This is a genomic window from Vibrio sp. R11-SG3-ISO3-SZ, from assembly GCF_059834345.1.
This window is the reverse complement of sequence record NZ_JCBDGX010000077.1, coordinates 15428-41046: the sequence shown is the minus strand read 5'-3', so window position 1 is coordinate 41046 and position 25619 is coordinate 15428. Positions and strand designations below refer to the sequence as shown.

21 protein-coding genes and 4 tRNA genes are annotated in these 25619 nt (G+C 50.0%); 20 read left to right on the top strand and 5 right to left on the bottom strand.

Translation table 11 applies throughout. From position 1 onward, the window contains the following. The first annotated feature begins 96 nt into the window (after positions 1–96). Both corC and lnt read left to right on the top strand, forming a co-directional pair. Positions 97–996 carry a CNNM family magnesium/cobalt transport protein CorC gene (gene corC / locus AC6R1O_RS09830; RefSeq protein WP_334555150.1) on the top strand — a complete coding sequence of 300 codons (900 nt, stop codon included), beginning with the start codon at positions 97–99 and terminating at the stop codon, positions 994–996. Positions 997–1013: 17 nt separating this feature from the next. Further along, on the top strand, positions 1014–2546 hold the full coding sequence (gene lnt / locus AC6R1O_RS09825) for an apolipoprotein N-acyltransferase (RefSeq protein ID WP_500656932.1): 1533 nt from the start codon (positions 1014–1016) through the stop codon (positions 2544–2546). 13 nt (positions 2547–2559) lie between these two features. On the opposite strand, the gene AC6R1O_RS09820 is transcribed toward lnt, so the two are convergent. Beyond that, positions 2560–3030: a zinc ribbon-containing protein gene (locus AC6R1O_RS09820; RefSeq protein WP_487903195.1), complete on the bottom strand. Its 471-nt coding sequence runs from the start codon at positions 3028–3030 to the stop codon at positions 2560–2562. Between the two features lie 129 nt (positions 3031–3159). Between AC6R1O_RS09820 and leuS the strand changes: the two genes are divergently transcribed. The 13 genes from leuS (at position 3160) to AC6R1O_RS09755 (ending at position 16272) form a co-directional block, all read left to right on the top strand. Further along, on the top strand, positions 3160–5733 hold the full coding sequence (gene leuS, locus AC6R1O_RS09815; protein WP_500633902.1) for a leucine--tRNA ligase: 2574 nt from the start codon (positions 3160–3162) through the stop codon (positions 5731–5733). Positions 5734–5890: 157 nt separating this feature from the next. Beyond that, on the top strand, positions 5891–6511 hold the full coding sequence (locus AC6R1O_RS09810) for an LPS-assembly lipoprotein LptE (RefSeq protein WP_334555146.1): 621 nt from the start codon (positions 5891–5893) through the stop codon (positions 6509–6511). Positions 6512–6531: 20 nt separating this feature from the next. Further along, positions 6532–7545 (top strand): DNA polymerase III subunit delta, encoded by a 1014-nt coding sequence (holA, locus tag AC6R1O_RS09805; protein ID WP_487903192.1) that lies wholly within the window; start codon positions 6532–6534, stop codon positions 7543–7545. A gap of 96 nt (positions 7546–7641) precedes the next feature. Continuing rightward, on the top strand, positions 7642–7959 hold the full coding sequence (gene rsfS, locus AC6R1O_RS09800) for a ribosome silencing factor (RefSeq protein ID WP_334555144.1): 318 nt from the start codon (positions 7642–7644) through the stop codon (positions 7957–7959). Between the two features lie 3 nt (positions 7960–7962). Further along, entirely contained in the window at positions 7963–8433 is a 471-nt protein-coding gene (gene rlmH / locus AC6R1O_RS09795) for a 23S rRNA (pseudouridine(1915)-N(3))-methyltransferase RlmH (protein ID WP_500633903.1), read from the top strand. Positions 8434–8440: 7 nt separating this feature from the next. Continuing rightward, the gene (mrdA, locus tag AC6R1O_RS09790; RefSeq protein WP_500633904.1) at positions 8441–10327 is read left to right on the top strand and encodes a penicillin-binding protein 2; all 1887 of its coding nucleotides are present in this window, start codon (positions 8441–8443) and stop codon (positions 10325–10327) included. Beyond that, positions 10327–11448 carry a rod shape-determining protein RodA gene (rodA, locus tag AC6R1O_RS09785; protein WP_500630692.1) on the top strand — a complete coding sequence of 374 codons (1122 nt, stop codon included), beginning with the start codon at positions 10327–10329 and terminating at the stop codon, positions 11446–11448. The genes mrdA and rodA overlap by 1 nt, the downstream gene beginning before the upstream one ends. A gap of 2 nt (positions 11449–11450) precedes the next feature. Continuing rightward, positions 11451–12227 (top strand): septal ring lytic transglycosylase RlpA family protein, encoded by a 777-nt coding sequence (locus AC6R1O_RS09780; protein ID WP_334555140.1) that lies wholly within the window; start codon positions 11451–11453, stop codon positions 12225–12227. A 90-nt stretch (positions 12228–12317) separates the two neighbouring features. Then, the gene (locus AC6R1O_RS09775; protein ID WP_500626577.1) at positions 12318–13496 is read left to right on the top strand and encodes a serine hydrolase; all 1179 of its coding nucleotides are present in this window, start codon (positions 12318–12320) and stop codon (positions 13494–13496) included. A 191-nt stretch (positions 13497–13687) separates the two neighbouring features. Continuing rightward, the gene (ybeD, locus tag AC6R1O_RS09770; protein ID WP_334555138.1) at positions 13688–13966 is read left to right on the top strand and encodes a DUF493 family protein YbeD; all 279 of its coding nucleotides are present in this window, start codon (positions 13688–13690) and stop codon (positions 13964–13966) included. 178 nt (positions 13967–14144) lie between these two features. Further along, positions 14145–14795, top strand: a complete 651-nt coding sequence (lipB, locus tag AC6R1O_RS09765) for a lipoyl(octanoyl) transferase LipB (RefSeq protein WP_500633905.1) — start codon at positions 14145–14147, stop codon at positions 14793–14795. A 25-nt stretch (positions 14796–14820) separates the two neighbouring features. Further along, a complete protein-coding gene (gene lipA, locus AC6R1O_RS09760; RefSeq protein WP_334555136.1) occupies positions 14821–15786 on the top strand; it encodes a lipoyl synthase in 966 nt (321 codons plus the stop codon). Positions 15787–15960: 174 nt separating this feature from the next. After that, positions 15961–16272: a hypothetical protein gene (locus AC6R1O_RS09755; RefSeq protein WP_487903210.1), complete on the top strand. Its 312-nt coding sequence runs from the start codon at positions 15961–15963 to the stop codon at positions 16270–16272. Positions 16273–16376: 104 nt separating this feature from the next. Here the strand turns inward: AC6R1O_RS09755 and glyA are convergent, their stop codons facing one another. Continuing rightward, complete coding sequence (gene glyA, locus AC6R1O_RS09750; RefSeq protein ID WP_487903188.1) at positions 16377–17627, bottom strand: serine hydroxymethyltransferase; 1251 nt, start codon at positions 17625–17627, stop codon at positions 16377–16379. Between the two features lie 438 nt (positions 17628–18065). Between glyA and AC6R1O_RS09745 the strand changes: the two genes are divergently transcribed. Beyond that, on the top strand, positions 18066–18665 hold the full coding sequence (locus AC6R1O_RS09745) for a DUF6198 family protein (protein WP_487903187.1): 600 nt from the start codon (positions 18066–18068) through the stop codon (positions 18663–18665). Positions 18666–18710: 45 nt separating this feature from the next. Here the strand turns inward: AC6R1O_RS09745 and vexH are convergent, their stop codons facing one another. Both vexH and AC6R1O_RS09735 read right to left on the bottom strand, forming a co-directional pair. After that, positions 18711–21821 (bottom strand): vibriobactin export RND transporter permease subunit VexH, encoded by a 3111-nt coding sequence (gene vexH, locus AC6R1O_RS09740; protein ID WP_500630695.1) that lies wholly within the window; start codon positions 21819–21821, stop codon positions 18711–18713. Then, the gene (locus AC6R1O_RS09735; RefSeq protein WP_500630696.1) at positions 21821–22891 is read right to left on the bottom strand and encodes an efflux RND transporter periplasmic adaptor subunit; all 1071 of its coding nucleotides are present in this window, start codon (positions 22889–22891) and stop codon (positions 21821–21823) included. The genes vexH and AC6R1O_RS09735 overlap by 1 nt, the downstream gene beginning before the upstream one ends. Before the next feature lie 267 nt (positions 22892–23158). Here AC6R1O_RS09735 and AC6R1O_RS09730 point away from each other — a divergent pair. The 4 genes from AC6R1O_RS09730 (at position 23159) to AC6R1O_RS09715 (ending at position 23698) form a co-directional block, all read left to right on the top strand. Further along, a tRNA-Tyr gene (locus AC6R1O_RS09730) sits at positions 23159–23243 on the top strand. 67 nt (positions 23244–23310) lie between these two features. Further along, positions 23311–23395 (top strand) — tRNA-Tyr (locus AC6R1O_RS09725). 67 nt (positions 23396–23462) lie between these two features. Further along, positions 23463–23547 (top strand) — tRNA-Tyr (locus AC6R1O_RS09720). A 66-nt stretch (positions 23548–23613) separates the two neighbouring features. Further along, positions 23614–23698 (top strand) — tRNA-Tyr (locus AC6R1O_RS09715). Positions 23699–23895: 197 nt separating this feature from the next. Here the strand turns inward: AC6R1O_RS09715 and treC are convergent. Next, on the bottom strand, positions 23896–25590 hold the full coding sequence (gene treC, locus AC6R1O_RS09710) for an alpha,alpha-phosphotrehalase (RefSeq protein ID WP_500653631.1): 1695 nt from the start codon (positions 25588–25590) through the stop codon (positions 23896–23898). Positions 25591–25619 lie beyond the last annotated feature (29 nt).

Here is a 25619-nt window from a genome sequence, read left to right as displayed (position 1 = left end):
GGCACTCAGCATCGTCACTCGACGCTCAATCACCTCCATGAGCGCGAGTGCCATGTGAGCTACCACACTTTGGTAGCGTGACTAAAATGAGAAACAATGAACGACGACAATTCTCCCTCTGCCTTAGAAGGTAAGAAAGAAAAATCTGAAGGTCCGAGTAGAAAGTCCTTCTTCGGACGCCTGGGCCAAATCTTCCAGGGCGACCCAAAAGATCGCCAAGAGTTAGTGGAAGTATTCCGCGACTCGGAAGTAAACGACGTAATTGACCATGACACCCGCGACATGCTCGAAGGTGTCATGGAGATTTCCGAGATGCGAGTGCGTGATATCATGCTGCCTCGCTCTCAGATGGTCACTATTGACCGCAATGACGATTTGGATGCGCTAGTGATGCTGATTACCGATGCGCAGCACTCTCGCTACCCTGTCATTAGTGAAGACAAAGACCACGTTGAAGGCATCCTACTAGCGAAGGACTTATTAAAATACTTAGGCTCTGACAGCTCGCCATTTAACATTGAGGAAGTGATCCGCCCTGCGGTGGTTGTTCCTGAAAGTAAACGCGTTGACCGACTCCTTAAAGAGTTTCGTGAAGAGCGTTACCACATGGCGATTGTCGTCGACGAATTCGGTGGTGTGTCTGGATTGGTGACGATCGAAGACATCTTGGAAGAGATCGTCGGTGAAATCGAAGATGAATTCGACGATGAGGAAGAGATCGATATCCGCAAGTTAAGCAAACACACCTTTGCGGTGAAGGCGCTGACAACGATCGAAACCTTTAACACCACATTCGGCACTTCTTTCAGCGATGAGGAAGTCGATACTGTAGGAGGCTTAGTCATGACGGCGTTCGGTCACTTGCCTTCACGAGGGGAAGTGCTGGAAATCGACAACTACAGCTTTAAAGTCACCGCCGCGGACAACCGCCGCGTACTGCAACTTCAAGTGACTATCCCAGAAGAAGACGCTCAACCTGAGCCTACTCAAGAGTAGTATTAGAGATCACATCCATGATGAATCCCCTCATTCATCGCCTAAAACGGCCGTTCGCGGCCGTTTTTGTTGGCGCCGCAACCACGTTTGCTTTTGCACCTTATCAACTGTGGCCCTTAGCGATTATCAGCCCTGCACTGCTGCTGCTTCTCATCCACCAGCAGTCGAGTAAACGCAGTTTTGCGATTGGTTATGCTTGGGGACTTGGTCAATTTGCCACCGGCATCAGCTGGGTGCATGTCAGTATTGATACCTTCGGCGGCATGCCCAAAATCGCCAGTCTGTTTTTAATGGCGCTGTTGGTCGGCTATCTCGCTCTCTATTCGGCACTCGCCTGTTACCTGATAAATAAGTGGTTTCCTGCACTCTCAAGGCGCCGCTATTTCTTTGCCTTTCCGGCTCTTTGGCTGATTATGGATTGGTTACGAGGCTGGGTAATGACTGGCTTTCCATGGTTGTGGCTCGGCTACAGTCAAATCGATAGCCCGCTTGCCCAGTTCGCCCCGCTAGGTGGCGTTGAGCTGATTACCCTTTTGTGTGTGTTAAGCGCGAGTGCCCTAGCCTTTGCGTGGCTTCGCCGCCAATGGTCAATCCTGTGGGTTCCCTTTGTCATTCTCGCAACAGGCTTCGGTCTGCGCAGTGCACAGTGGGTAACGCCAAATCCAGATAGCAGCACTCGTTTTGCGTTGATTCAGGGCAACATTGACCAAGCAATCAAATGGGTTCCGAGTCAACGTTGGCCGACCATGATGAAGTACACCGATTTGACCCGTGAAAACTGGAATGCCGATATCATCATCTGGCCAGAAGCGGCGATTCCTGCGTTTGAATTTGAAATCGCCTCTTTTCTCTCCAACTTAGACTCAGCGGCGAAGATGAACGACAGCGCCGTGATCACCGGCGTTGTCAATATGGGTGAGCAGCGTCAGTTCTTCAATAGCATCTTGACCTTAGGTAAGTCTGGGCGTGATGAGTACCGTTATGATCTCAGCGATCGCTACCACAAGCATCATCTTCTACCCTTTGGTGAGTTCGTGCCTTTTGAGGAGATACTACGCCCACTGGCTCCTTTTTTTAATCTGCCGATGTCTTCTTTCAGTGGCGGCGCGTTTATCCAACCCAACGTGTACGCCAACGGTCGCCATTTCGCGCCCGCGCTCTGTTATGAGATCATCTTTAACGACCAAGTAAGGCAAAACGTGAACGATGAGACCGACTTCATTTTGACTCTCTCCAATGACGCCTGGTTTGGTCACTCGATTGGCCCGCTGCAACACATGGAAATCGCACGAATGCGTGCGTTAGAACTGGGTAAGCCTGTGATTCGTTCGACCAATAATGGCGTCACGGCGGTAACAGACTATCAAGGAAAGATCACCGCGCAAATCCCGCAGTTTGAAACCGCAGTGCTCACTACACAAGTGGGTTCCACCACAGGGCAAACGCCGTATCATCAATGGGGTACGTGGCCATTGTATTGCTGGGCGGCATTGAGTCTGTTGGGGGCATTTCTGTCTTCAAGACGGGGCGAACGCCCCATCACTCAGTAAAACAACCACGCGGTTAAGGTTGTAGCGCTTGCCGCGTAAAGCCTTTGCAACCGCATTTAGTACAAGCAATGATAGTAGTGGGGTGGTTGTATTCGGTTTTGTGGCCACAATCGTCACAGACCAACACCCCAAGCCCTATCACCTCACCGGCCTGATAAAGTCCTTGGTGCTCCAAGTCTGTAAATAGCTCCACCCACTCCACTTTGGTTCGATCGGTTATCTCAAGCAAGCCTTGCCAAATCGAGTCTGCAATCATCAGATAGAAAGGGCTGCTTTTCGAGCGGTCATAGTTGTCGGCAAACTCCTTCAAGTCTGATTTGACATAGGCGGAAACCAGCGCCAATTCGTCTTTAGTTAAATCGTTCGCCGCCTCGACCACCTTACCTGATGTCTCTAGCACATGGTTGACTTCTTCCGGGCTATGTTTGAGGGCTTCGAGAACATCCTCAAACATCTCCTCATAACCGGCTTTCTGTTTTGCCATGGTGACCTCCTTAGGAATAATCCAGAATTTCCGCTATTGTTGTGCACCTCTCCTTTAGGTATTCTATGACGATCTATTTATGTCTGTTCGAACTGAACTCACAATTTCCAAGATAACCGGATATCATCGATGCAAGAGCAATACAACCCGCAAGATATTGAACAGAAAGTTCAAAAGCACTGGGATGACAACAAGACCTTTGTTGTAAGTGAAGACCCAAATAAAGAAAAATTCTACTGTCTGTCTATGTTCCCTTACCCAAGTGGTCGTCTACACATGGGTCACGTGCGTAACTACACCATCGGTGATGTGGTCTCTCGTTTCCAACGTCTGCAAGGCAAAAACGTCATGCAGCCTATCGGTTGGGATGCATTTGGTCTTCCGGCTGAAAACGCGGCGGTGAAAAACAACACGGCACCAGCGCCTTGGACTTACGAAAACATCGAATACATGAAGAACCAGCTTAAGCTTCTTGGCTTCGGTTATGACTGGAACCGTGAGTTCGCGACATGTACGCCAGAGTACTACCGTTGGGAACAAGAGTTCTTCACTAAGCTTTATCAAAAAGGCCTCGTTTACAAGAAGACCTCTTCTGTTAACTGGTGTCCAAACGACCAAACCGTTCTTGCCAACGAGCAGGTTGAAGATGGCTGCTGCTGGCGTTGTGACACGCCTGTAGAGCAAAAAGAAATTCCACAGTGGTTCATCAAGATCACTGAATACGCTCAAGAGCTACTAGACGATCTCGACAATCTAGACGGCTGGCCTGAAATGGTGAAAACCATGCAGCGCAACTGGATCGGTCGCTCTGAAGGTGTTGAACTCAAATTTAAAGTCAAGGGTCAACAAGACCTAGAAGTCTACACAACACGCCCTGACACACTCATGGGTGTGACGTACGTGGGCATCGCGGCAGGTCACCCTCTTGCTGCTCTGGCGGCTCAAACCAACCCAGAGCTTGCTGCGTTTATCGATGAGTGTAAGAACAACAAAGTCGCGGAAGCGGAACTGGCGACCATGGAGAAGAAAGGTATGGCGACGGGCCTTACTGCTATTCATCCATTGAACGGTCGTGAAGTGCCAATCTTTGTGGCGAACTTCGTCCTGATGGATTACGGTACAGGTGCAGTTATGGCGGTACCGGCGCACGACCAACGTGACTACGAGTTTGCGACCAAATACGGTCTCGATATCGTACCGGTTATCAAACCCGTTGATGGCAGTGAGCTCGACATCTCTGAAGCGGCCTACACAGAAAAAGGCGTACTGTTCGATTCTGGTGAATTCGACGGTCTAGAATTCCAAGCGGCATTCGACGCAATCGCAGCGAAACTAGAAGCTGAAGGCAAAGGGACTAAAACTGTTAACTTCCGTCTGCGTGACTGGGGTGTATCTCGTCAGCGTTACTGGGGCGCACCAATCCCAATGGTCACCACGGAAGATGGCGAAGTTCACCCTGTCCCTGCTGACCAACTGCCAGTCATTCTTCCAGAAGACGTGGTCATGGACGGCGTAACAAGCCCAATCAAAGCCGACAAAGAGTGGGCGAAGACCACATTCAATGGCGAACCTGCGCTGCGTGAGACAGACACCTTCGATACCTTTATGGAATCATCTTGGTACTACGCGCGTTACTGTTCACCACAAGCGGACGACATCCTTGATCCTGAAAAAGCCAACTACTGGCTACCAGTTGATCAATACGTTGGTGGTATCGAGCACGCGTGTATGCACCTTCTCTACTCTCGCTTCTTCCACAAACTCCTGCGTGATGCTGGTTACGTCACCTCTGACGAGCCGTTCAAGCAACTGCTATGTCAAGGCATGGTACTGGCAGACGCCTTCTACTTTGAGAACGAAAAAGGTGGTAAAGAGTGGGTAGCGCCGACCGATGTGGCTGTCGAACGTGACGGTAAAGGTCGCATTATTTCAGCCAAAGACAACGCGGGCCGTGATGTGACGCACTCAGGCATGATTAAGATGTCTAAATCGAAAAATAACGGCATTGACCCACAAGAGATGGTCGACAAGTACGGCGCTGACACTGTACGTCTATTTATGATGTTTGCCTCGCCAGCCGATATGACATTGGAATGGCAAGAGTCTGGTGTAGAAGGCGCGAACCGCTTCCTGAAACGCGTGTGGAAACTGGTCAATGAGCACACATCAAAAGGCGCAGCTGAAGCAGTGGATGCGTCTTCCTTGTCGGGTGACCAAAAAGCATTGCGTCGTGATGTCCACAAAACCATTGCTAAAGTGACCGATGATGTTGCACGTCGTCAAACTTTCAATACCGCTATTGCGGCGATCATGGAGCTGATGAACAAGCTATCAAAAGCGCCACAAGACTCAGCGCAAGATCGTGCGATTTTGGATGAAGCACTGAAAGCCGTGGTCGTAATGCTTTACCCTATCACTCCGCACATCTGTTTTGAAATGGGCAATGCGCTCAACATCACAGACATCGACAACACGGCTTGGCCACAACATGACGAGAAAGCACTGGTTGAAGACGAGAAACTGATCGTCGTTCAGGTCAACGGTAAACTACGTGCCAAACTCACTGTGGCGGCCAATGCCAGCAAAGAAGAAGTGGAAGCACTCGGTTTAGGTGATGAGAACGTCACCAAGTTCACAGAAGGCTTGACGATTCGTAAAGTGATTTACGTCCCGGGCAAACTTCTCAACATCGTGGCGAACTAATCCCATTAGTTCGAGTCTTAAGCAGGGCCTAGTGCCCTGCTTAACTTCGATGAGCGTTTTATTTTTGACAGAGCGCTCACCGAAGTTATCCAACCACTGTGGTCTATAACACTTTCGTTCATACTATTAGTATTCTCAACCAAAGAGCCGTTCACTCATGCGTCTATTTTCAATCTCATCCGTTAAGCTAACCAGCGCACTGTTGGTTGCCTCGCTTCTTGCTGGTTGTGGTTTCCACTTACGTGGTGATTACTCGGTCCCAGAGGAGCTCGATAAGATGTCATTGACCAGTTACGACAAATACAGCACCTTTACCCGCATGATGAAAGCGCAGCTACGCATGAGTGAAATCGAGATCGTGCCACCGGCGGAAAACATCGCCAATTTGCACCTGATCAGTGAAGGCGTTGGCGAGCGCACCCTCTCGCTTTACCAAAACACGCGTGCGGCGGAGAAAGAGCTCACCTTCCGTGCCTCCTATCGCGTTACCGTGCCCGATCTTGGCACCAAAACCTTCTCTACGAGCGTCACCCGTAGCTACCTGGATAACCCGCTGTCAGCGCTAGCGAAATCGGTTGAACGCGACATGATCGAAGATGAGATGCGCAAACTCGCAGCCACCCAAATCATTCGCCAAATGGCACGCCTTAAAGCCGATATCGAAGCCAACGAAATCGAGCTAGAGAACGAAGAACAAGTACAACTCAAAGCGCAAGAAGAGCAATATCGCGTCAAGACCTTTTACAGCGATGATGCGCCCGCTCCGGTCACTGAGTAATCCCGAGTTCGTTATCGCGCATGAGAATTTTTGCAGATAGGTTAGCTCAGCACCTAAACCACCAACTTGATCCGCTGTTTTTGATATTCGGCAGCGAGCCGCTGCTGATTCAAGAGTCTCGCCAAGCCATACACGCCAAAGCCCGTGAAGCGGGTTTTGAAGAGCGTCACCGCTATACGGTCGACAGCCGCTTTGACTGGGCGCCCGTCTATGATGCGTGCCAAGCGATGAGCCTATTCAGCGCCCGGCAAGTGATCGAGCTGGAACTTCCAGAGTCGGGTGTCAATGCCGCAATGGCCAAAGAACTACTGGCCATTGCCGAGCTTCTTCACAGCGATCTGTTGTTGATCATCATCGGCACCAAACTGACCAAAGCCCAAGAAAACGCCAAGTGGTTTAAGACGCTCAACCAACAGGGATGCTGGGTCAGCTGCGTCACGCCTGATTTAGCCAGATTGCCCCAATTTGTCCAAACTCGCTGCCGCGCCCTAGGCTTGCAGCCGGATGCCGAAGCGACCAAGATGCTTGCTCAGTGGCACGAGGGAAACCTCTTCGCTCTGACGCAAAGCCTAGAGAAACTTGCTCTGCTCTACCCCGATGGCAAGCTGACCTTAGTACGACTTGAAGAGTCGCTGAGCCGTCACAATCACTTCACTGCATTTCATTGGATTGATGCCCTGCTGGCAGGCAAGGCCAATCGCGCCGATCGTATTTTGCGCCAGCTTGAAGCGGAAGACGTCGAGGCTGTGATCCTTGTCCGCACGGTTCAAAAAGAGCTTGAGCAACTACTGGCGATGAAATCTCTGATGCAAACCCTGCCATTGGCGCAAGTGCTGGAACGCTACAAAGTTTGGTCCTCCAAACGTCCGCTCTATTCTAGCGCTTTGCAAAGGTTGGATACTGCGCGCCTTATGCGCCTCCTGCAACTGCTGGCCCAGATTGAACTGACTGCCAAAACGCAATATGAGCAGAGCCCTTGGCCACAAATACATCAACTGAGTCTGGAAATTTGCTTGCCACAAGTGCACATTTGAAATGCGTGGTATACTTCGGCCCCAACAGAATAGGCCGTGCAGAACCCTGTCATCGCCGCTAGCCATACGCTCATCCAAACAAGAGAGGAACAACACTTGCAACTAGAACAGCTTAACGAGTTTCTTGTCGACAAAGCCGACGACATGAAAGCGCAAAACATCACTGTGCTCGACGTACAAGGAAAATCTAGCATTACCGATTTTATGATTGTCTGCACAGGCACGTCGAAGCGTCATGTCTCGTCCATCGCTGATCACGTTGCAAAAGAGTCCAAACTGGCCGGCCTAGTGCCACTCGGTATTGATGGCCAAGATCTAGGTGAATGGGTGGTGCTGGATATGGGTTCAACCATTGTTCACGTCATGCAAGAAGAGCAGCGCGAGCTTTACCAACTGGAAAAACTCTGGAGCTGATCGATGAAACTTCAACTCATCGCAGTCGGCACCAAAATGCCCAAATGGGTAGAAGAGGGATTTCAAGAGTACCGCCGCCGTTTCCCTCACGATATGCCTTTAGAGTTGGTGGAAATTCCAGCAGTAAAACGAGGTAAAAACGCCGACATTGCAAGGATTTTGCAAAAAGAGGGCGAAGCCATGCTCGCCGCCGTGCCAAAAGGCAGCCGAATTGTTACTCTCGATATTCCTGGTAAAAAATGGGACACACCCCAACTTGCAGAACAACTGGAGAGTTGGAAGTTAGATGGTCGTGACGTATCGATTTTGATCGGTGGCCCAGAAGGCTTAGCCCCTGCGTGCAAAGCCGCCGCGGATCAAAGCTGGTCACTGTCCGCGTTAACCTTGCCTCACCCTCTGGTACGCATTGTGATGGCAGAAAGCCTGTACCGAGCGTGGAGCATTACCGCCAACCACCCATATCATCGAGAATAACCAATAGATGTTGCGAAAGCGTAGCCAAATTAGGGATTATCAGGAAGAAGCGCGGCTATTCAAAGGCCGTGCTATTGTCGCTTTCTTAGGCATTGTTGTCATGATGGGGCTACTGGTTGGTAACCTCTACAACATCCAAATCAATCAATACCAAGATTACAAAACTCGATCTAACGACAACCGCATCAAAGTGGTGCCGATCGCCCCCAATCGTGGTTTGATCTATGACAGAAACGGCAAGCTGCTGGCAGAAAACCGCCCAGTATTTAGCCTCGAGATCACCCCAGAGCAAATCGACGATATGGAAGATACCCTGAGTCGATTACAAAGCATCGTCACCATCACAGACGATCAGATTGAACGCTTTGAGCGCGAGCGTCGTCAAACTCGCCGCTTCAAATCAGTGCCGATTCTTACTCAGCTCACTCAAGAACAAGTGGCTAAGTTTTCCGTGCATCAGCACAAGTTTCCTGGTGTCGCCGTGAACGCGGCGCTCAAACGTCACTACCCTTATGGAGAAGTGCTCACTCACGTGATTGGCTACGTCTCTCGAATCAACGATCGTGATATGCAGCGTTTGATACGTGAAGAGAAAGACGCCAATTACCAAGCCACTCGTGACATCGGTAAACTCGGCATCGAGCGCTACTATGAGGACGTACTGCATGGTATTGCCGGCTACCAAGAGGTGGAAGTCAACAGCCGTGGGCGCGTAATTCGTACTTTGAAATACGTGCCACCTGAGCCCGGCAAAGACATCGTGCTCAACCTTGATATCGACTTGCAGCTCTACATCCACGAGTTACTCGCTGACCGACGTGGCAGTGCCGTGGTGCTTGATCCACACGACAATGGCGTGCTCGCTATGGTCTCAAGCCCAAGTTACGATCCTAATGCCTTCGTGCATGGTATTTCAGGCAAAAATTACAACGCGCTATTGACCGATAAGAATCGTCCGTTGGTCAACCGCGCGACGCTGGGTATCTACCCGCCAGCATCTACCATCAAACCATTTATGGCTGTCGCGGCGCTGCAAGAGGGTGTCGTCACCCCCTACACCACCCGCAACGATCCTGGCTACTGGAAGATACCCAATTCGAAGACGAAACCTTTTCGTGACTGGTTGCGTTGGGGACATGGCCGCGTGAACATCGTGCAATCGATAGAAGAATCCGTCGATACGTTCTTCTACCAAATCGCTTACGACATGGGTATAGATCGCATCTCTCAATGGATGATGATGTTCGGCTTTGGCGACTATACCGGCATCGATATTCACGAAGAGAGCAAAGCGAACATGCCAACCAGGGAATGGAAAATGGCACGGCATCGCGTGCCTTGGTATCAAGGGGATACGATTCCTGTTGGTATCGGTCAAGGCTACTGGACCGCAACGCCTATGCAAATTGCCAAGGCGACGTCTGTGCTGGTTAACCGTGGAAAAGTCATCGCCCCGCACCTATTGCGTGCCACCATTGACAATGGTGAGGAGTTTGCAAAACGTCAACTGGCCGACATCGACACCTACCCACCCATCACCGGCGTGAAGGACAAATTTTGGGAGATGTCGATTGAAGGGATGCGTTTGGTAAACCACGGTAAGAAAGGCACCGCGCGACGCGCCTTTACCAACACAGAGTACGTCAGTGGGGGTAAATCCGGTACCGCGCAGGTGTTTGGGCTTGCAGAAGATCAAGAGTACAACGCAGAAGAGCTGGCCGAGCACCTGCGAGATCATGCCTTATTCACTGGCTTTGCGCCACTGGAGGATCCTGAAGTGATTGTTACCATAGTGCTAGAGAATGCCGGCGGCGGCTCATCACAAGGGGGACCTGTGGTCCGTAGCGTGTTTGATCATGTTCTCGTTGAGAAAAAACAGGAGGCGGCACAATAATGGATTTCAATCCAGCCACCGGTCAAAACCGGGCGCTCTTTGAGCGCTTTCACCTCGATCTGCCTTTGCTACTTGGTCTACTCGTCTTAATGGGTTTTGGCTTAGTGGTAATGTACAGCGCCAGTGGTCAAAACCTGGCAATGATGGACCGCCAAGCGATGCGCATGGCGCTGTCACTGGGTGTGATGTTGCTGCTCGCTCAAGTGCCGCCCAGAACCTATGAAGCCTTAGCGCCTGTCATGTTTATCGGTGGCGTCATCCTTTTGTTTGGCGTACTGTTTTTTGGCGAGGCCTCTAAAGGCGCGCAGCGCTGGCTCAACTTGGGCTTTGTGCGTTTTCAGCCCTCAGAGTTACTGAAATTGGCGGTGCCGCTGATGGTGGCCCGCTATATCGGTAAACGCGCCCTGCCACCGAGTTTTCAAACCTTGGTTGCATCACTGGTGATGGTGTTCGTGCCAACGATTTTGATCGCTAAACAGCCCGACCTTGGCACCTCGATTCTCATCGCAGCATCGGGGATTTTCGTGATTTTCCTTGCCGGGATCAGTTGGCGCATTATTTTCGCCGCGCTGTGCGCCGTTGGTGGTTTTTTACCGATCTTGTGGTTTTTCCTCATGCGCGAGTATCAGAAAGTTCGCGTGCGCACCCTATTCAATCCAGAATCCGATCCACTTGGCGCTGGCTATCACATAATCCAAAGTAAAATAGCCATCGGCTCAGGCGGAATTAACGGTAAAGGGTGGTTACAAGGTACTCAATCTCAGCTAGAGTTCTTACCCGAGCGCCACACCGACTTTATTTTTGCGGTGATCGCCGAAGAGTGGGGATTGATCGGCATCTTAGTACTGCTCAGTCTCTATCTGTTTATTATTGGTCGAGGTCTGTTTTTAGCGAGTAAAGCCCAAACCGCCTTTGGTCGTATGATGGCAGGCAGTATCGTTTTAAGCTTCTTCGTCTATGTATTTGTCAATATTGGTATGGTGAGTGGCATTTTGCCCGTGGTTGGCGTGCCGTTACCGTTAATCAGCTATGGTGGCACCTCGATGGTGACGCTCATGGCGGGTTTTGGCATATTGATGTCGATCCATACCCATAGAAAAGCATTTTCAAAGGCAACCTAATCATGGCCATTACGCACCCTATTTTCGTCATGTTGGCATCGCTCCTGGTGCTTGCAGGCTGTTCATCCTCCAAACGCTACAGCATCGAGGATGACGTCGCGCCATCGAAACCAATTTCTGTCGACCATATTGAGGATGCACACCCGCAATATGAGCCCTACAGCTTAGGCGGCAATAAAAGTTATACCCTGCGCGGCCAAAGTTATTCGATCATCAAAGAGCCCGAAGGCTTTAAGCAAAAGGGACAAGCCTCTTGGTACGGCAAAAAGTTTCATGGTCATCTCACCTCCAATGGTGAGGTGTACGATATGTACTCAATGACGGCGGCCCATAAAACCTTGCCTCTGCCGAGCTACGTCAAAGTGACCAATTTAGACAATGGCAAAACCACCATCGTCCGCGTCAATGACCGTGGACCGTTTCATCAGGGACGAATTATCGACCTCAGTTACGCGGCGGCGGTCAAACTAGACGTGGTGAAAACGGGTGTGGCCAATGTGGAGATCGAAGTGATCACCTCAGAAAAGCCGGACTCAGAGCTGAAGAAAAAAAGTCAGCCCAGTTATGTTGTCCAGGTCGCCTCTTCACAACATGAAGATCGCGTGCGAACTTTAGCGCAAGATCTGAGTCAAAAACTGTCGGTGAAAAGCCACGTCACCTCGGGCGATAAAATTCACCGTGTCTTTTTAGGTCCTTTTAAAGACTACTTGCTCACAGAGCAAACATTAGAACAAGTGAAAGAGCTGGGTTACTCCAGCGCCTTTATTCGCAACCAGTAGTCCTCAACCCAGTGTGTGGTCGTCCTTGCACTGGTTTGAGTGATTGTTTCTGTTAACATATGGACAGTGAAAAATAATTCTGACTTTGATATGAAAAAAACAACGCTAACTCAATCTGTTTTTGTCTCTTCCGTTGCACTTTGTGCAACCCTCGCGAATTCAGCGATTGCCTCGCCGATTGTTGTGCCTGACGCGCCGCAAATTGCCGCTAAGGGCTACGTGTTGATGGATTACCATTCAGGCAAAATCCTTGCTGAGAAAGAGATGAATACCAAGCTTTCACCGGCAAGCCTGACCAAGATGATGACCAGCTATGTGATTGGTCAAGAACTTGAACGTGGCAACATCAACCTCAATGATGACGTCACCATCAGCGAAAACGCCTGGGCGAAGAACTTCCCTGAGTCATCAAAAATGTTCATCGAAGTCGGCACCACAGTCAAAGTGGAAGACCTGAACCGTGGCATCATTATTCAATCGGGCAACGACGCCTGTGTCGCGATGGCCGAGCACATTGCAGGTTCTGAGGATGCATTTGTAGACTTGATGAACGCTTGGGCAAACTCACTGGGCATGGACAACACGCATTTCGCTAACGTTCACGGCCTCGATAACCCAAATCTCTACTCCACACCGTATGACATGGCGCTATTGGGCCAAGCCCTAATCCGTGATGTTCCGGAAGAGTACCGCATCTACTCAGAGAAGAGCTACACCTACAACGGCATTACTCAGTACAACCGAAACGGCTTGCTGTGGGATAAAAGTATGAGCGTGGACGGCATTAAAACCGGCCATACCAGCAACGCAGGCTACAGCCTCGTGAGCTCTGCGACCGAAGGAAAAATGCGACTTGTCGCTGTAGTGATGGGCACACAAAGTGCCAATGCGCGCAAATCGGAGAGCAAAAAGCTATTGAGCTACGGTTTCCGCTTCTTTGAAACCGTCGCGCCGCACCAGGCTGGGGAAACCTTTGTCGAAGAGAAGATTTGGATGGGCGACAAAGACACCGTGAAGCTCGGTCTCGATCAAGACACCTTTGTGACTCTACCTCGTGGTCAAGCGAAAGAGCTGAAAGCCAGCTTTGTCCTTGAAAAAGAGCTTGAAGCCCCCATTAACAAGGGTGACGTCGTTGGTAAGCTATACTATCAACTTGAAGGCGAAGATGTGGCTGAATACCCACTGCTGGCACTGGAAAGTGTCGAGCAAGGCAGTTTGTTCAGCCGCATGTGGGACTACATAGTGATGCTTTTTAAAAGCTTCCTATAAAGGCTAACCCTACTGTCATGCTTAAAGCCGCCAAGGGCGGCTTTTCTATTTTTATCACTGCAGTCTAATGTGCCCGCGGTCGGTACGCCAACCGCCTAACGTGGCCGTTAATTAGGCTCGGTTGAGGTTTGATGATTTTCGCAGTACTATGCACCGCTGCAAAAATCGACAGTCCAGTTTGGAGTAACAATATGCTGACTATTAATTCGGATGCAAAGCTAAAGGATTTACTCGAGTTCCCTTGCTCATTTACCTACAAAGTCATGGGCCACGCTAAACCTGAGCTACCAGAGAAAGTACTGGAAGTCATCCAGCGTCATGCTCCTGGTGACTACAGCCCAAGTGTGAAACCGAGCGCCAAAGGCAACTACCACTCGGTTTCCGTCAACATCACCGCCACCTCAATTGAACAGGTCGAAACCCTGTACAAAGAACTGGGTGAGATCGACATTGTTCGCATGGTTCTGTAATTATTTTTGATTTATTAAAATTTTTTTGAAAGCAGCGCAAGCTGCTTTCTTTTTAAATATCAGATAGATAATTATTCTAACCAAACTGATAGGTTAAAAATGTGTGGCTAGGTTGTAGTGCCTTTAGCAGAAGCAGTTTATAATCTTTCGACTTTATTAATGGATAACGGGCACAGCTATGCACAACCAGTTGGTGGTCAGACGACTAGGAAGACAAGATTACGAGCCGATTTGGCGCGCAATGCATGACTTCACTGACAGCCGAAACGACGACACCCAAGATGAAGTGTGGCTGGTTGAACACAATCCTGTGTTTACTCAAGGACAAGCGGGAAAAGCAGAGCACTTGCTCAGTACCGGTGATATTCCTGTGGTGCAAAGCGATCGTGGCGGGCAAGTGACCTACCATGGCCCTGGTCAGTTAGTGGCGTATTTTCTGATTAACCTACGGCGCAAAAAACTCGGCGTGCGTGATTTGGTCACACATATCGAAAACCTCGTTATCCAAACGCTCAAAGCGTACAACATTGAATCCAACGCGCGCCCTGATGCACCTGGCGTGTATGTCGACGGACGTAAAATCTGTTCGTTGGGACTGCGAATCCGCAAAGGCTGCTCGTTTCATGGCCTAGCGCTCAATGTCGATATGGATTTGTCACCTTTCCTGCGCATTAACCCCTGTGGCTATGCCGGAATGGAAATGGTGCAGGTTCGTCAGCTAAACACAGCGGCCTCTCTCCCTAACGTTGAAGAGTCGCTGATAAAAGAGCTCGTTACTTTACTTGGTTATGATCAAGTTGAATTTAGCACCACACGAGTAACGCCATAAAAAGTAAAGAGAAGTAAAGAGAAGCATGAGTAAACCGATTCAAATGGAAAAAGGCGTTAAGTATCGCGACGCTGACAAAATGGCCCTGATCCCTGTCAAGAACATGCCGACTGAGCAGAAGGAAGTCCTGCGTAAGCCTGAGTGGATGAAGATCAAGCTGCCTTCAGACAGTCAACGAATTCAAGACATCAAGTCAGCGATGCGCAAAAACAACCTGCACTCCGTTTGTGAAGAAGCCTCGTGTCCAAACCTGGCCGAGTGTTTTAACCACGGCACCGCCACCTTTATGATTCTTGGCGCGATTTGTACTCGCCGCTGTCCATTCTGCGATGTGGCCCACGGTCGACCTCTCGCGCCAGAAGCCGAAGAACCGAAAAAATTAGCGAAAACCATCGCCGACATGAAACTCAAATACGTGGTGATCACCTCGGTGGATCGCGATGATCTGCGTGATGGTGGTGCTCAGCACTTTGCCGATTGTAACCGCGAGATTCGCGCACTCAATCCGCACATTCGTATTGAAACCTTAGTGCCGGATTTCCGTGGCCGCATGGATGTCGCGCTGGATCTACTCAAAGACAATCCACCCGATGTTTTCAACCATAACCTTGAAACCGCGCCACGTCTGTACCGTAAAGCGCGCCCGGGTGCGAATTACAAGTGGTCACTTGAGCTGCTACGCAAGTTTAAAGAGCAGCATCCAGATGTCCCGACTAAGTCAGGCTTGATGATGGGATTGGGTGAAACCAAAGAAGAGATCGTCGAAGTACTTAAAGATTTACGTGCGCACGGCGTGACCATGCTCACGCTAGGTCAGTACCTTGCACCAAGCCGCCACCACTTACCAGTGGAACGTTACGTGCCACCATCAGAGTTTGATGAGTTGAAAGAGATCGCTCTAGAGCTTGGCTTTACTCACGCAGCGTGTGGTCCTTTTGTTCGCTCTTCCTACCATGCCGACCTTCAAGCGCAAGGCATTGAAGTCAGCTAACAAAGCGTAAAACCCATCGAATTTATCTAGGCTGGCCGATAGGTCAGCCTTTTTATTAGTCCAACTTATTGCCTCAAATAATCACCCCAAAGCTTGAATGCCTAAGAGAGATTCTCTAAGCTAATGAAAAGATTATGAATCAAAGGGAACACGATGAAACTAACTGCACTTAGCATGGCCGCGATTGCCGTTGTCACAATCACCTCTGGCTGCGCCTCCAATACCAAACAAGACAACTTTCGTGAAGCCTCCTTTGAGCTGTGCAATACCGAAGTCGATCTCTATTCAGTCAGCGATGACGGCCGTGTACGTATTATTTGTTCCGACGGGTCTAAATTTGCGCTAGACAGCGAGAACACGCTGGAAACCATGCGCGACATCAACATTGATTACTGCGACGGTGAAGGGCTCGGCAAGTTCAGCGAAAGCAGCAAGTATTACTCCTTCAAGTGTAAATCTGGCACCCTGCTCAGCATCTCTAAATAATCCCTAAACGCAAAAACGCCCTTTATGTATTTACATAAAGGGCGTTTTTCTTTGTTTCGCTCAGCCGTCGCTCAGCAAAACAGGCTCGATATCGAACGGTGAGATTACGCGTAAACAGGTAGACGCTTACAGATCTCTAGCACCTTCGCTTTCGTCGCTTCAATCACTTCTTCGTTACCGATGTTATCCAGTACGTCACACATCCAGTTCGCGAGCGCTTTCGCATCTTCTTCACTGAAACCGCGGCGAGTGATCGCTGGTGTACCCACACGAATACCCGAGGTCACAAACGGGCTGCGAGGGTCATTCGGAACTGAGTTTTTGTTGACGGTGATGTTGGCTGCGCCTAGTGCCGCATCCGCATCTTTACCTGTGATGTCTTTGTCAATCAAGTCGACCAAGAACAGGTGGTTCTCTGTACCGTTAGACACGATTTTGTAACCGCGCTCTTGGAACTGAGCCACCATCGCTTTGGCATTTTTCACCACGCGACCTTGGTACGCTTTAAATTCAGGCTCCATCGCTTCTTTAAACGCCACCGCTTTACCCGCGATAACGTGCATTAGAGGACCACCTTGACCACCAGGGAAGACCGCTGAATTCAGCTTCTTGTACATCTCCTCGCCAGCGTTAGAAAGGATAAGGCCACCGCGTGGACCCGCTAGGGTTTTGTGTGTCGTGGTCGTCACAACGTGCGCGTGAGGCACTGGCGTTGGGTATTCGCCCGCGGCAATCAGACCCGCTACGTGCGCCATGTCGACAAATAGGTACGCGTCCACTTTGTCTGCGATGTCACGCATGCGTTTCCAATCAACGATTTGAGAGTACGCAGAGAAACCGCCAATGATCATCTTAGGCTTGTGCTCAAGTGCTAGCGCTTCCATTTCGTCGTAGTTGATTTGGCCCGCTTCATCAATGCCGTAAGGAATGACGTTGTAGTGCTTACCAGAGAAGTTAACAGGAGAACCGTGCGTTAGGTGACCACCGTGTGCCAAGCTCATGCCCAAGACCGTATCGCCTGGGTTAAGTAGCGCCATGTAAACAGCACTGTTGGCTTGTGAACCTGAGTGAGGCTGTACGTTCGCGTACTCACAACCAAATAGCTGACAAGCACGATCAATCGCTAGCGCTTCTGCTTTATCGACGTACTCACAACCACCGTAGTAACGCTTGCCTGGGTAGCCTTCTGCATATTTGTTGGTGAGCTGAGAGCCCTGAGCTTCCATTACACGCGGGCTGGTGTAGTTTTCTGAAGCAATCAGTTCAATGTGCTCTTCCTGGCGAAGAGTTTCTTCTTGGATAGCTGCGAACAGTTCCGCATCGTAATCTGCGATGTTCATATCACGCTTTAGCATCTGTATCTCCTGACTCAGATTAAGACTTAAATTGGCAAAAAAACCGACTTACGACCCTGAGAATAACGTTTTTACGCTGACGCAAACGTTTGCATCGGGTTAATGACGCGCATTCTACATAATTTGATCTGGGTCATAAAGAGAAAAATACACTTTTTCTCATGCAGTTTTTTCATAATGTTTTACGAAGATTCTCATACGCGACATAACGTCAATCAATCACTTTGTCTGAATCCTGCTCTGCTTGCACAATACACAGAGATCTCAGCCACCGATGCTCAACCCAGTTAACGTCGATCAATGAGTGTCAATTTTCTCCTTTACACCCCGTAAAACAGTGATTACATAGGTTTACCTTAAATTTCCTTCTCAAGCTACCGAAAACCTAATTTTTTCACTAGTATGCGCGCCATTATTTCCGATGAAAGTTTCAAATTGATGGAAAAACACTCACGTAAAGAAGATTGGATCGCGATTCTCACCGGGACATTTCTTGTCGCTCAAGGGGTATTCTTTCTCCAATCCGCTCAGCTACTCACTGGCGGTACAACAGGTCTCGCTCTGTTGGTCAGCCAATTCAGCACTTGGTCATTCGGTACACTCTACTTTGCCATGAACCTGCCATTTTACGCGCTCGCTTGGCAGCGGTTTGGCGCTCGGTTTGCGGTCAATAGTGCCATTTCAGGTGCTCTGGTCTCCATTTTCGCTGACCACCTCTATTTAGTGATAAAACTGGAGACCATTAATGAGATTTACTGTGCGCTGGCGGGTGGCTTGCTGATGGGGCTCGGGATGCTGATCCTATTTCGTCACCGCTCAAGCCTTGGCGGTTTCAACGTGCTCTGTTTATGGATTCAAGATCGTTTCGCCATCTCAGTGGGTAAAACTCAGTTGGCGATTGATGTGCTGATTTTAGTCGCTTCGTTCTTCTTTGTGACGCCTTACATTATTGGCTTGTCGATTCTGGGCGCTTTTTTACTCAACCTCGTGCTCGCCATGAACCACAAACCGACGCGCTACACCGTTCAATACCGTTAAAAAATACCGCTAAAAAAACAGCCCGCGAACGTGCGGGCTGAATCATTAATGCGCTTTACGCACCGTGACGTCTTGGCTGAGCTCTTTGTTGAGCTCCGCTTCAACATGGCCCGGTGATCGCGTGTTGGCCGAGATCAATCGGTACATGGCCGGAATGACAAACAAGGTCACTAAGGTGGCAAACGCCATACCAAAGAAGATCACCGTACCGACCGCAACGCGACTTTCATAGCCAGCGCCTGTCGAGAGTATCAATGGGATAGCGCCCGCTAGCGTGGTGAACGCCGTCATCATAATCGGGCGAAGTCGACGCGCCGACGCATCAACAATCGCTTGCTCAAATTCAAACCCGCGGTCTCGAAGCTGGTTCGCGAACTCGACGATCAAAATGCCGTTTTTGGTCACCATACCTATCAACATGATCATGCCAATCTGGCTGTAGATGTTCATCCCCTCGCCCATAATCACCAGACCAAGGAAGCCACCAAACACGCCCATCGGTACGGTAAACATCACAACCAACGGGTTGATGAAGCTTTCAAACTGCGCCGCCAACACCAGATACGCCACCAGCAAAGCCAAACCGAACACCATCAATATGCTCGACTGATTCTCTTTGTAGTCTTTTGACTCACCCGAGTAGCTGACCGAAATATCCCCAGGCAGCAGATCTACCGCTTGCTGATCAAGAAAGTCCAGCGCCTCACCTAAGGTGTAGCCGTCCGAGAGGTTGGCAGTGATGGTGATTGCTTTTTGCTTGTTGTAGTGAGACAGGCGTGTGGATGACGCCACCTCTTCAATCTTAGTCAAGGCATCGAGCGTCACTAGCTCACCGCCCGAGGTACGCATGTAGATTTGGCTCAAATCCGCGGCATTGTTGAAGCTGTTTTCATCACCGCGTAAATAGACGTCGTACTCTTCGCCGCGTTCCACAAAGGTGGTTTCGCTTTTGCCGCCCAGCATAATCTCAAGAGTGTCTGAGATATCCTGAACGCTGATCCCAAGCTCTGCTGCGCGTTGACGGTCAACCGAGACGACCAACTCTGGTGTACGCTCAGAGTAGTTAATGTCTGCCCCTTCCATATACGGGGACGCTTCAGCGATCGCTTCCAGTTTTTCCGCCCACGTTTTTAGCTCAGAGTAATCCGAGCCACCTAGAACAAATTGCACCGGCTCGCTCGAGCCGCCTCTAAAACCTGGCATAAACGGGAATACGCGCACATCGGCGATTCCTGATAGGGCTTTACGCACCTCACCCAGCGCCTCTTGTGCGGTGATGTCACGGTCATTCCAATCTTCCAGAATCATGATAACAAAACCGGTTTGGTCACCGGCATTGCCGCCAAACGCAGGCGATTGAATACTGAACGACTTCAAGAAGCCTTGTCCAAGAAGAGGCAGCAAACGCTTTTCGATGATGTCCATGTTCGCCGCCATGCGGTTGTAACTGGTCGCATCCGCGCCACGCGCAAAAGCAAAAATGACCCCGCGGTCTTCTGAGGGGGTGAGCTGTGCGGGCACTTGTTGCATCAAGCCCCAACTGCCGCCAATACAAGCCATGATCACCAGAGGTGCGGCCCATTTCCACTTCAATGCGCCACGCAGCAGAGCACGGTACGCCGATTCGAGGCGGGCAAACATGCGATCAACAAACAGATTGAAACGATTCGGTTTGACGTTGGCTTTCAAGAGATGGCTGCCAAGCACCGGAGTCAGCGTTAATGCCACCAGTGACGAGAAGATCACTGACATCGCCAGCAACACGGAGAACTCGGTAAACAGAAGCCCTACCATGCCATCCATAAAGGAGATCGGCAAAAACACCATCACCAATACCAAGGTGGTGGCAATGACCGCAAAGCCGACCTCACGCGTGCCTTTATACGCCGCAAGCAGTGGCTTCTCACCTTGCTCGATATGGTGGAAGATGTTTTCCACCACTACTATGGCATCATCCACCACCAGGCCAATTGACAAAATCAGCGCCATCAGCGTGATCAAGTTGATGGAAAAACCAAAATAGTACGCAGCGATAAACGAAGAAATCAGTGAAACGGGCACAGTGACGGCCGGGATCAAGGTCGCTCTCGCTTGGCCAATAAAGATGTACAACACTAAAATCACCAAACCACCCGTGATAAATAGCGTGTTGTAAACCTCGGAGATAGAACGTTCAATAAAGACCGTTGAATCGTAGTCAATCGCCAAACGGGTGCCTGCTGGTAGAAACTGCTGAATATTGTCGACCTCTTTGTGGACCAAAGTCGCCACATCTAAGGGGTTCGCATCCGACTGCGGCACAATGCCCATGCTGACGTTAACCACACCGTCGCTTTTAAAAGTCGAGTTTTCATTCTCGGCACCAATAAAGACATCGGCGACATCTTTTAGATAGATGGGCGTATTGTCGCTGGCGCGTTTGACCACCAGGTATTCAAAATCTTCGGCCTGATTGTAGCTGCGCGCGGTACGCACTGACATGACGATCTGATCGTTACGTACCTCGCCGCCGGGGCTTTCAATGTTTTCACTGCGCAGCGCCGAGGTAATGTCCGACGTCGTTACGCCGCGTCCGGCCATAAGCTCTGGCTTGAGCTTAACGTACATCACTTTGTACAAGCCGCCGGAAATATCGACCGAGCTCACCCCTGTGATCAAGCTGAAACGGTCGAGCAATACCCGCTCAACGTAGTCCGTCAACTGGGTGCGATCCATCTCAGACGAGCTTAGGTTTATGTAAAGTGACGCCTCACCGGAACCATTGTTCTTAAAAACCACAGGATCGTCGGCTTCGTCCGGCAAAGAGCGCTGGGCGCGCGCCACCGCATCACGCACATCACTCACCCCGGTGTTGAGGTCATACCCCAACTCAAACGTAATAGTAATGCGCGACATCCCGTTGCGCGTGGTCGAGGAGATCTCATCAATACCGCTAATACCCGAGAGCTGATCTTCCAACACTGAGGTAATCTGGCTTTCAATGATGGTGGCGGACGCGCCACTGTAGCGAGTGCTGATCGACACCACAGGGTTTTCGATGTCAGGCATTTCACGCACCGCCAGTTTGCTAAACGACACAATGCCAAACACACACAGCAGCAAGCTCAGTACGATGGCGGCAACCGGTCTTTTAACCGATACATCGGATAACAGCATCAGTTCGCCCCTTCTTGTGCTGCACGCTCAACCTGGCTTTTGAGCGGCTTACCATCCGGCCCAAGCTCACTCACGGTCACGCCATCACGCATGTTAACAATGCCCTGCACCACGATCTTCTCACCGATGTCGAGTCCTTGTTCAATCACCACTTGGTTGCCAATGCGCGCGCCGAGTAAAACTTCGGTTCGGGTGGCCTTACCCTGCTCATCGATGACGTAGACAAAACGCTTCGTACCGGAATATTCAAGCGCTTGTACTGGAATAATGGGCGCTTCAATCGGCGGAAAGTCCATCTCTGCGGAAACCAGCATGCCGGGTTTGAGCAGGTTGTCTGGGTTATCAAAGTGAATACGTACACGCAGGTTCAAGGTTTCCGCATTGATGCGCGAATCGATACCGATCACCTCGCCTTCAAACACGCGACCTTGCCATGCCGCGTTGGTCGCTTTGACCTTCATACCACGTGAAATCTGCGATAAATAGCGCTCTGGCACTTGAAGGTCTAACTGCATCACGGTGAGGTCGTCGAGCGTCAGCAGCTCTGAGCCAACGCTGACCAATTTGCCGCGACTGAAATCAATAAAGCCAACCGTACCGGAAAAAGGAGCACTAATATGGAGGTCATTCAGATTGGCATTGGCAGCGTCGAGGCGCGCTTTGGCAATATCGACGCTCGCTTTTTGCGCGTCGATTTCGGTTTGCGTAATGGCGTTACGTGACACCAAACGCTCAAATTCTTTGAGTTTACGCTGCTCATCTTTGAGGTAAGCCTGCGCTTCCACCACCGCTGCGCGTGCTTTATCGTCATCAAGCTTAACAAGCAGTTGCCCTTGCTGAACTTCTTGATTCGCCAGCACCGCAATGGTGTCCACTTTGCCAGCCACTTCTGAGGCGATAGTGACCGATTGATCCGCTTTCAGTTTGCCGACCAGAGAAAGAGATTGCGATACTTGATGAATATCCACAGGCTCAGTGATCACACTGATACTCGGACCACGCGCGAACGCGACGGATGTGTTGGCCAACATCGATAATGACAACAGACTTACAAAAATTTTCTTTTTCATGATGATAGTTCAGTCCAATTAAACCCAACTTATTCTAGCGCTTTATACGTAGATACAACGTCAAGTAATGTAAAGAGTGAGAAATAAACAGTAAGAGAAGCGCGACTTTTGTGTCCTTTATGGTGAATAAATTCCGTCTTTGCCCAAAAAGGCACCATTCAGTTCAAAATGCTAAGAAAAGGCTTTACAGCTTGGGCGAGTTTGCTATGATTCGCTCCGCACTTGATTGATGGGTTGGGAAATCATCCGTTAAGTATAAAAATTCCTGGAGGGGTTCCCGAGTGGCCAAAGGGAGCAGACTGTAAATCTGCCGGCACTGCCTTCGATGGTTCGAATCCGTCCCCCTCCACCATATTTGCTCTAACGAGCACGCTTGATTGATGAGTTGGGAAATCATCGGTTAAGGATAAAAAACCCCTGGAGGGGTTCCCGAGTGGCCAAAGGGAGCAGACTGTAAATCTGCCGGCACTGCCTTCGATGGTTCGAATCCGTCCCCCTCCACCATATTCGCTCTAACGAGCACACTTGATTGATGAGTTGGGAAATCATCGGTTAAGGATAAAAACACCCTGGAGGGGTTCCCGAGTGGCCAAAGGGAGCAGACTGTAAATCTGCCGGCACTGCCTTCGATGGTTCGAATCCGTCCCCCTCCACCATATTCGCTCTAACGAGCACGCTTGATTGATGAGTTGGGAAATCATCAGTTAAGGATAAAAATACCTGGAGGGGTTCCCGAGTGGCCAAAGGGAGCAGACTGTAAATCTGCCGGCACTGCCTTCGATGGTTCGAATCCGTCCCCCTCCACCATATTGACGAAAGCCAGCTCATTGAGCTGGCTTTTTTGCATCTATACTTCTGCGCTCCTATACTTCTTCGTTCCTATACTGTCGCGTTCCTTTCCAAACACCGCTTCTTTTTTTCACTTCGCATTTAGCCGATAGAAAAATGCCCTGACAAGCAGGGCAAAAAGCGGGGGTAACGCTCGGTTTGGGTTATCTCTCGCTCTACACTTCGCTGAGAATAATCCGCGTTTCGTATGGCCTTAATACCTGATGACGAGTGACGGGCTGTGAGCAATCGGCTGAATGATCGGCATAATTGCCAAGAAGATAACGCGCCTTGTCGAGCTCGAATGCATCGGGTAACTCGCACTGCGTTTCTTCACCATAGTAGTTGTTCAGACAAATCAGCGTTTGATTGCCATTACGGCGTTGATAACCAAACACGGAAGTGTGGGTAGGATAGAGGTCAAGGTAATCCCCGTCGGTGATCACCGCGATCGCTTTACGCAGTTGAATCAAGCGTTGATAGAAGTAGAACACAGAGTTTTTGTCGGCGACAGCTTGCTCGGCGTTAATTTCTTGGTAGTTGCTGGCGATATCGAGCCAAGGTTGGCCCTTGGAAAATCCTGCATTACGCTCACCATTCCATTGCATTGGCGTGCGAGAGTTGTCACGCGATTTTTGCGCCAAGATGGCTAACATGGCTTGCTCGCTCAGTCCTTGTTGGTTGACCATGATGTCGTACATGTTGATGCTCTCCACATCTCGGTACTGAGAGATCGAGTCATAGTTGGGATTGGTCATGCCAATCTCTTCCCCTTGGTATATGTAAGGGGTGCCCTGCATCATATGGATGGAGGCCGCCAACATCTTTGCCGACTCGACTCGATAGCGGCGATCGTCGCCTAAGCGGCTCACGATACGCGGCTGATCATGATTACACCAAAAGAGCGCGCCCCACCCTTGGCCATTCAGCCCGGTTTGCCAGTGGTTGAATATTTGCTTTAGAGCGAGAAAATCAAACGGTGCATGACTCCACTTCTCACCATTGGGGTAGTCCACTTTGAGATGATGGAAATTAAACACCATCGACAACTCACGGCCATCGAGTGACGAGTACTGCTGACAATGTTCCAGTGTGGTGGACGACATCTCCCCCACTGTCACACTGCCATATTGCTTAAAGACGGCGTCGCTGATCTCTTGTAGATAAATGTGCACTTTTGGGCCATCGGTGTAAAAACGGCGGCCATCGCCACACTCATCATTGGGGAAGTCTTGCTGCTTGGAAATCAAATTAATCACATCCAAACGGAAACCATCGACCCCTTTTTTGGCCCAAAAACTGATGATCTCTTTCACTTCAGCGCGCACTTGCGGATTTTCCCAGTTGAGATCCGCCTGCTCTTTAGCAAAGAGGTGCAGGTAATACTGCCCTGTTGGCTCATCTAACTCCCATGCGCTGCCGCCAAATTTGGATTGCCAGTTATTAGGCGCTTGTCCGTCAACCGGATCTTTCCAGATATAGTAGTCTCGGTACGGGCTGTGTTTATCGCCAAAGGCAGATTGAAACCACGCATGCTCTGTTGACGTGTGGTTCACAACAATATCCATGATGATTCGAATCCCACGCTGATGGGCCTTGGCGAGCAACGCATCAAAGTCCGCCATGGTGCCAAATTCGGGATTGATCGCGTAGTAGTCAGAAATATCGTAACCATTATCGACCATAGGTGATTGGTAAACCGGTGTTAACCAGATGGCGTCAACCCCAAGGTGTTTGAGGTAATCCAGCTTAGCGATGATCCCTTGGAGATCACCGGTGCCTTTCGCCCCGCTATCACAAAAACTTTTTGGATAGATTTGATAAATGGTGGCAGTTTTCCACCAATTGGCCTCTTGAGTTGTTCGTGTCATATCACGCCTAAAATTTCAGTAACAAAGAA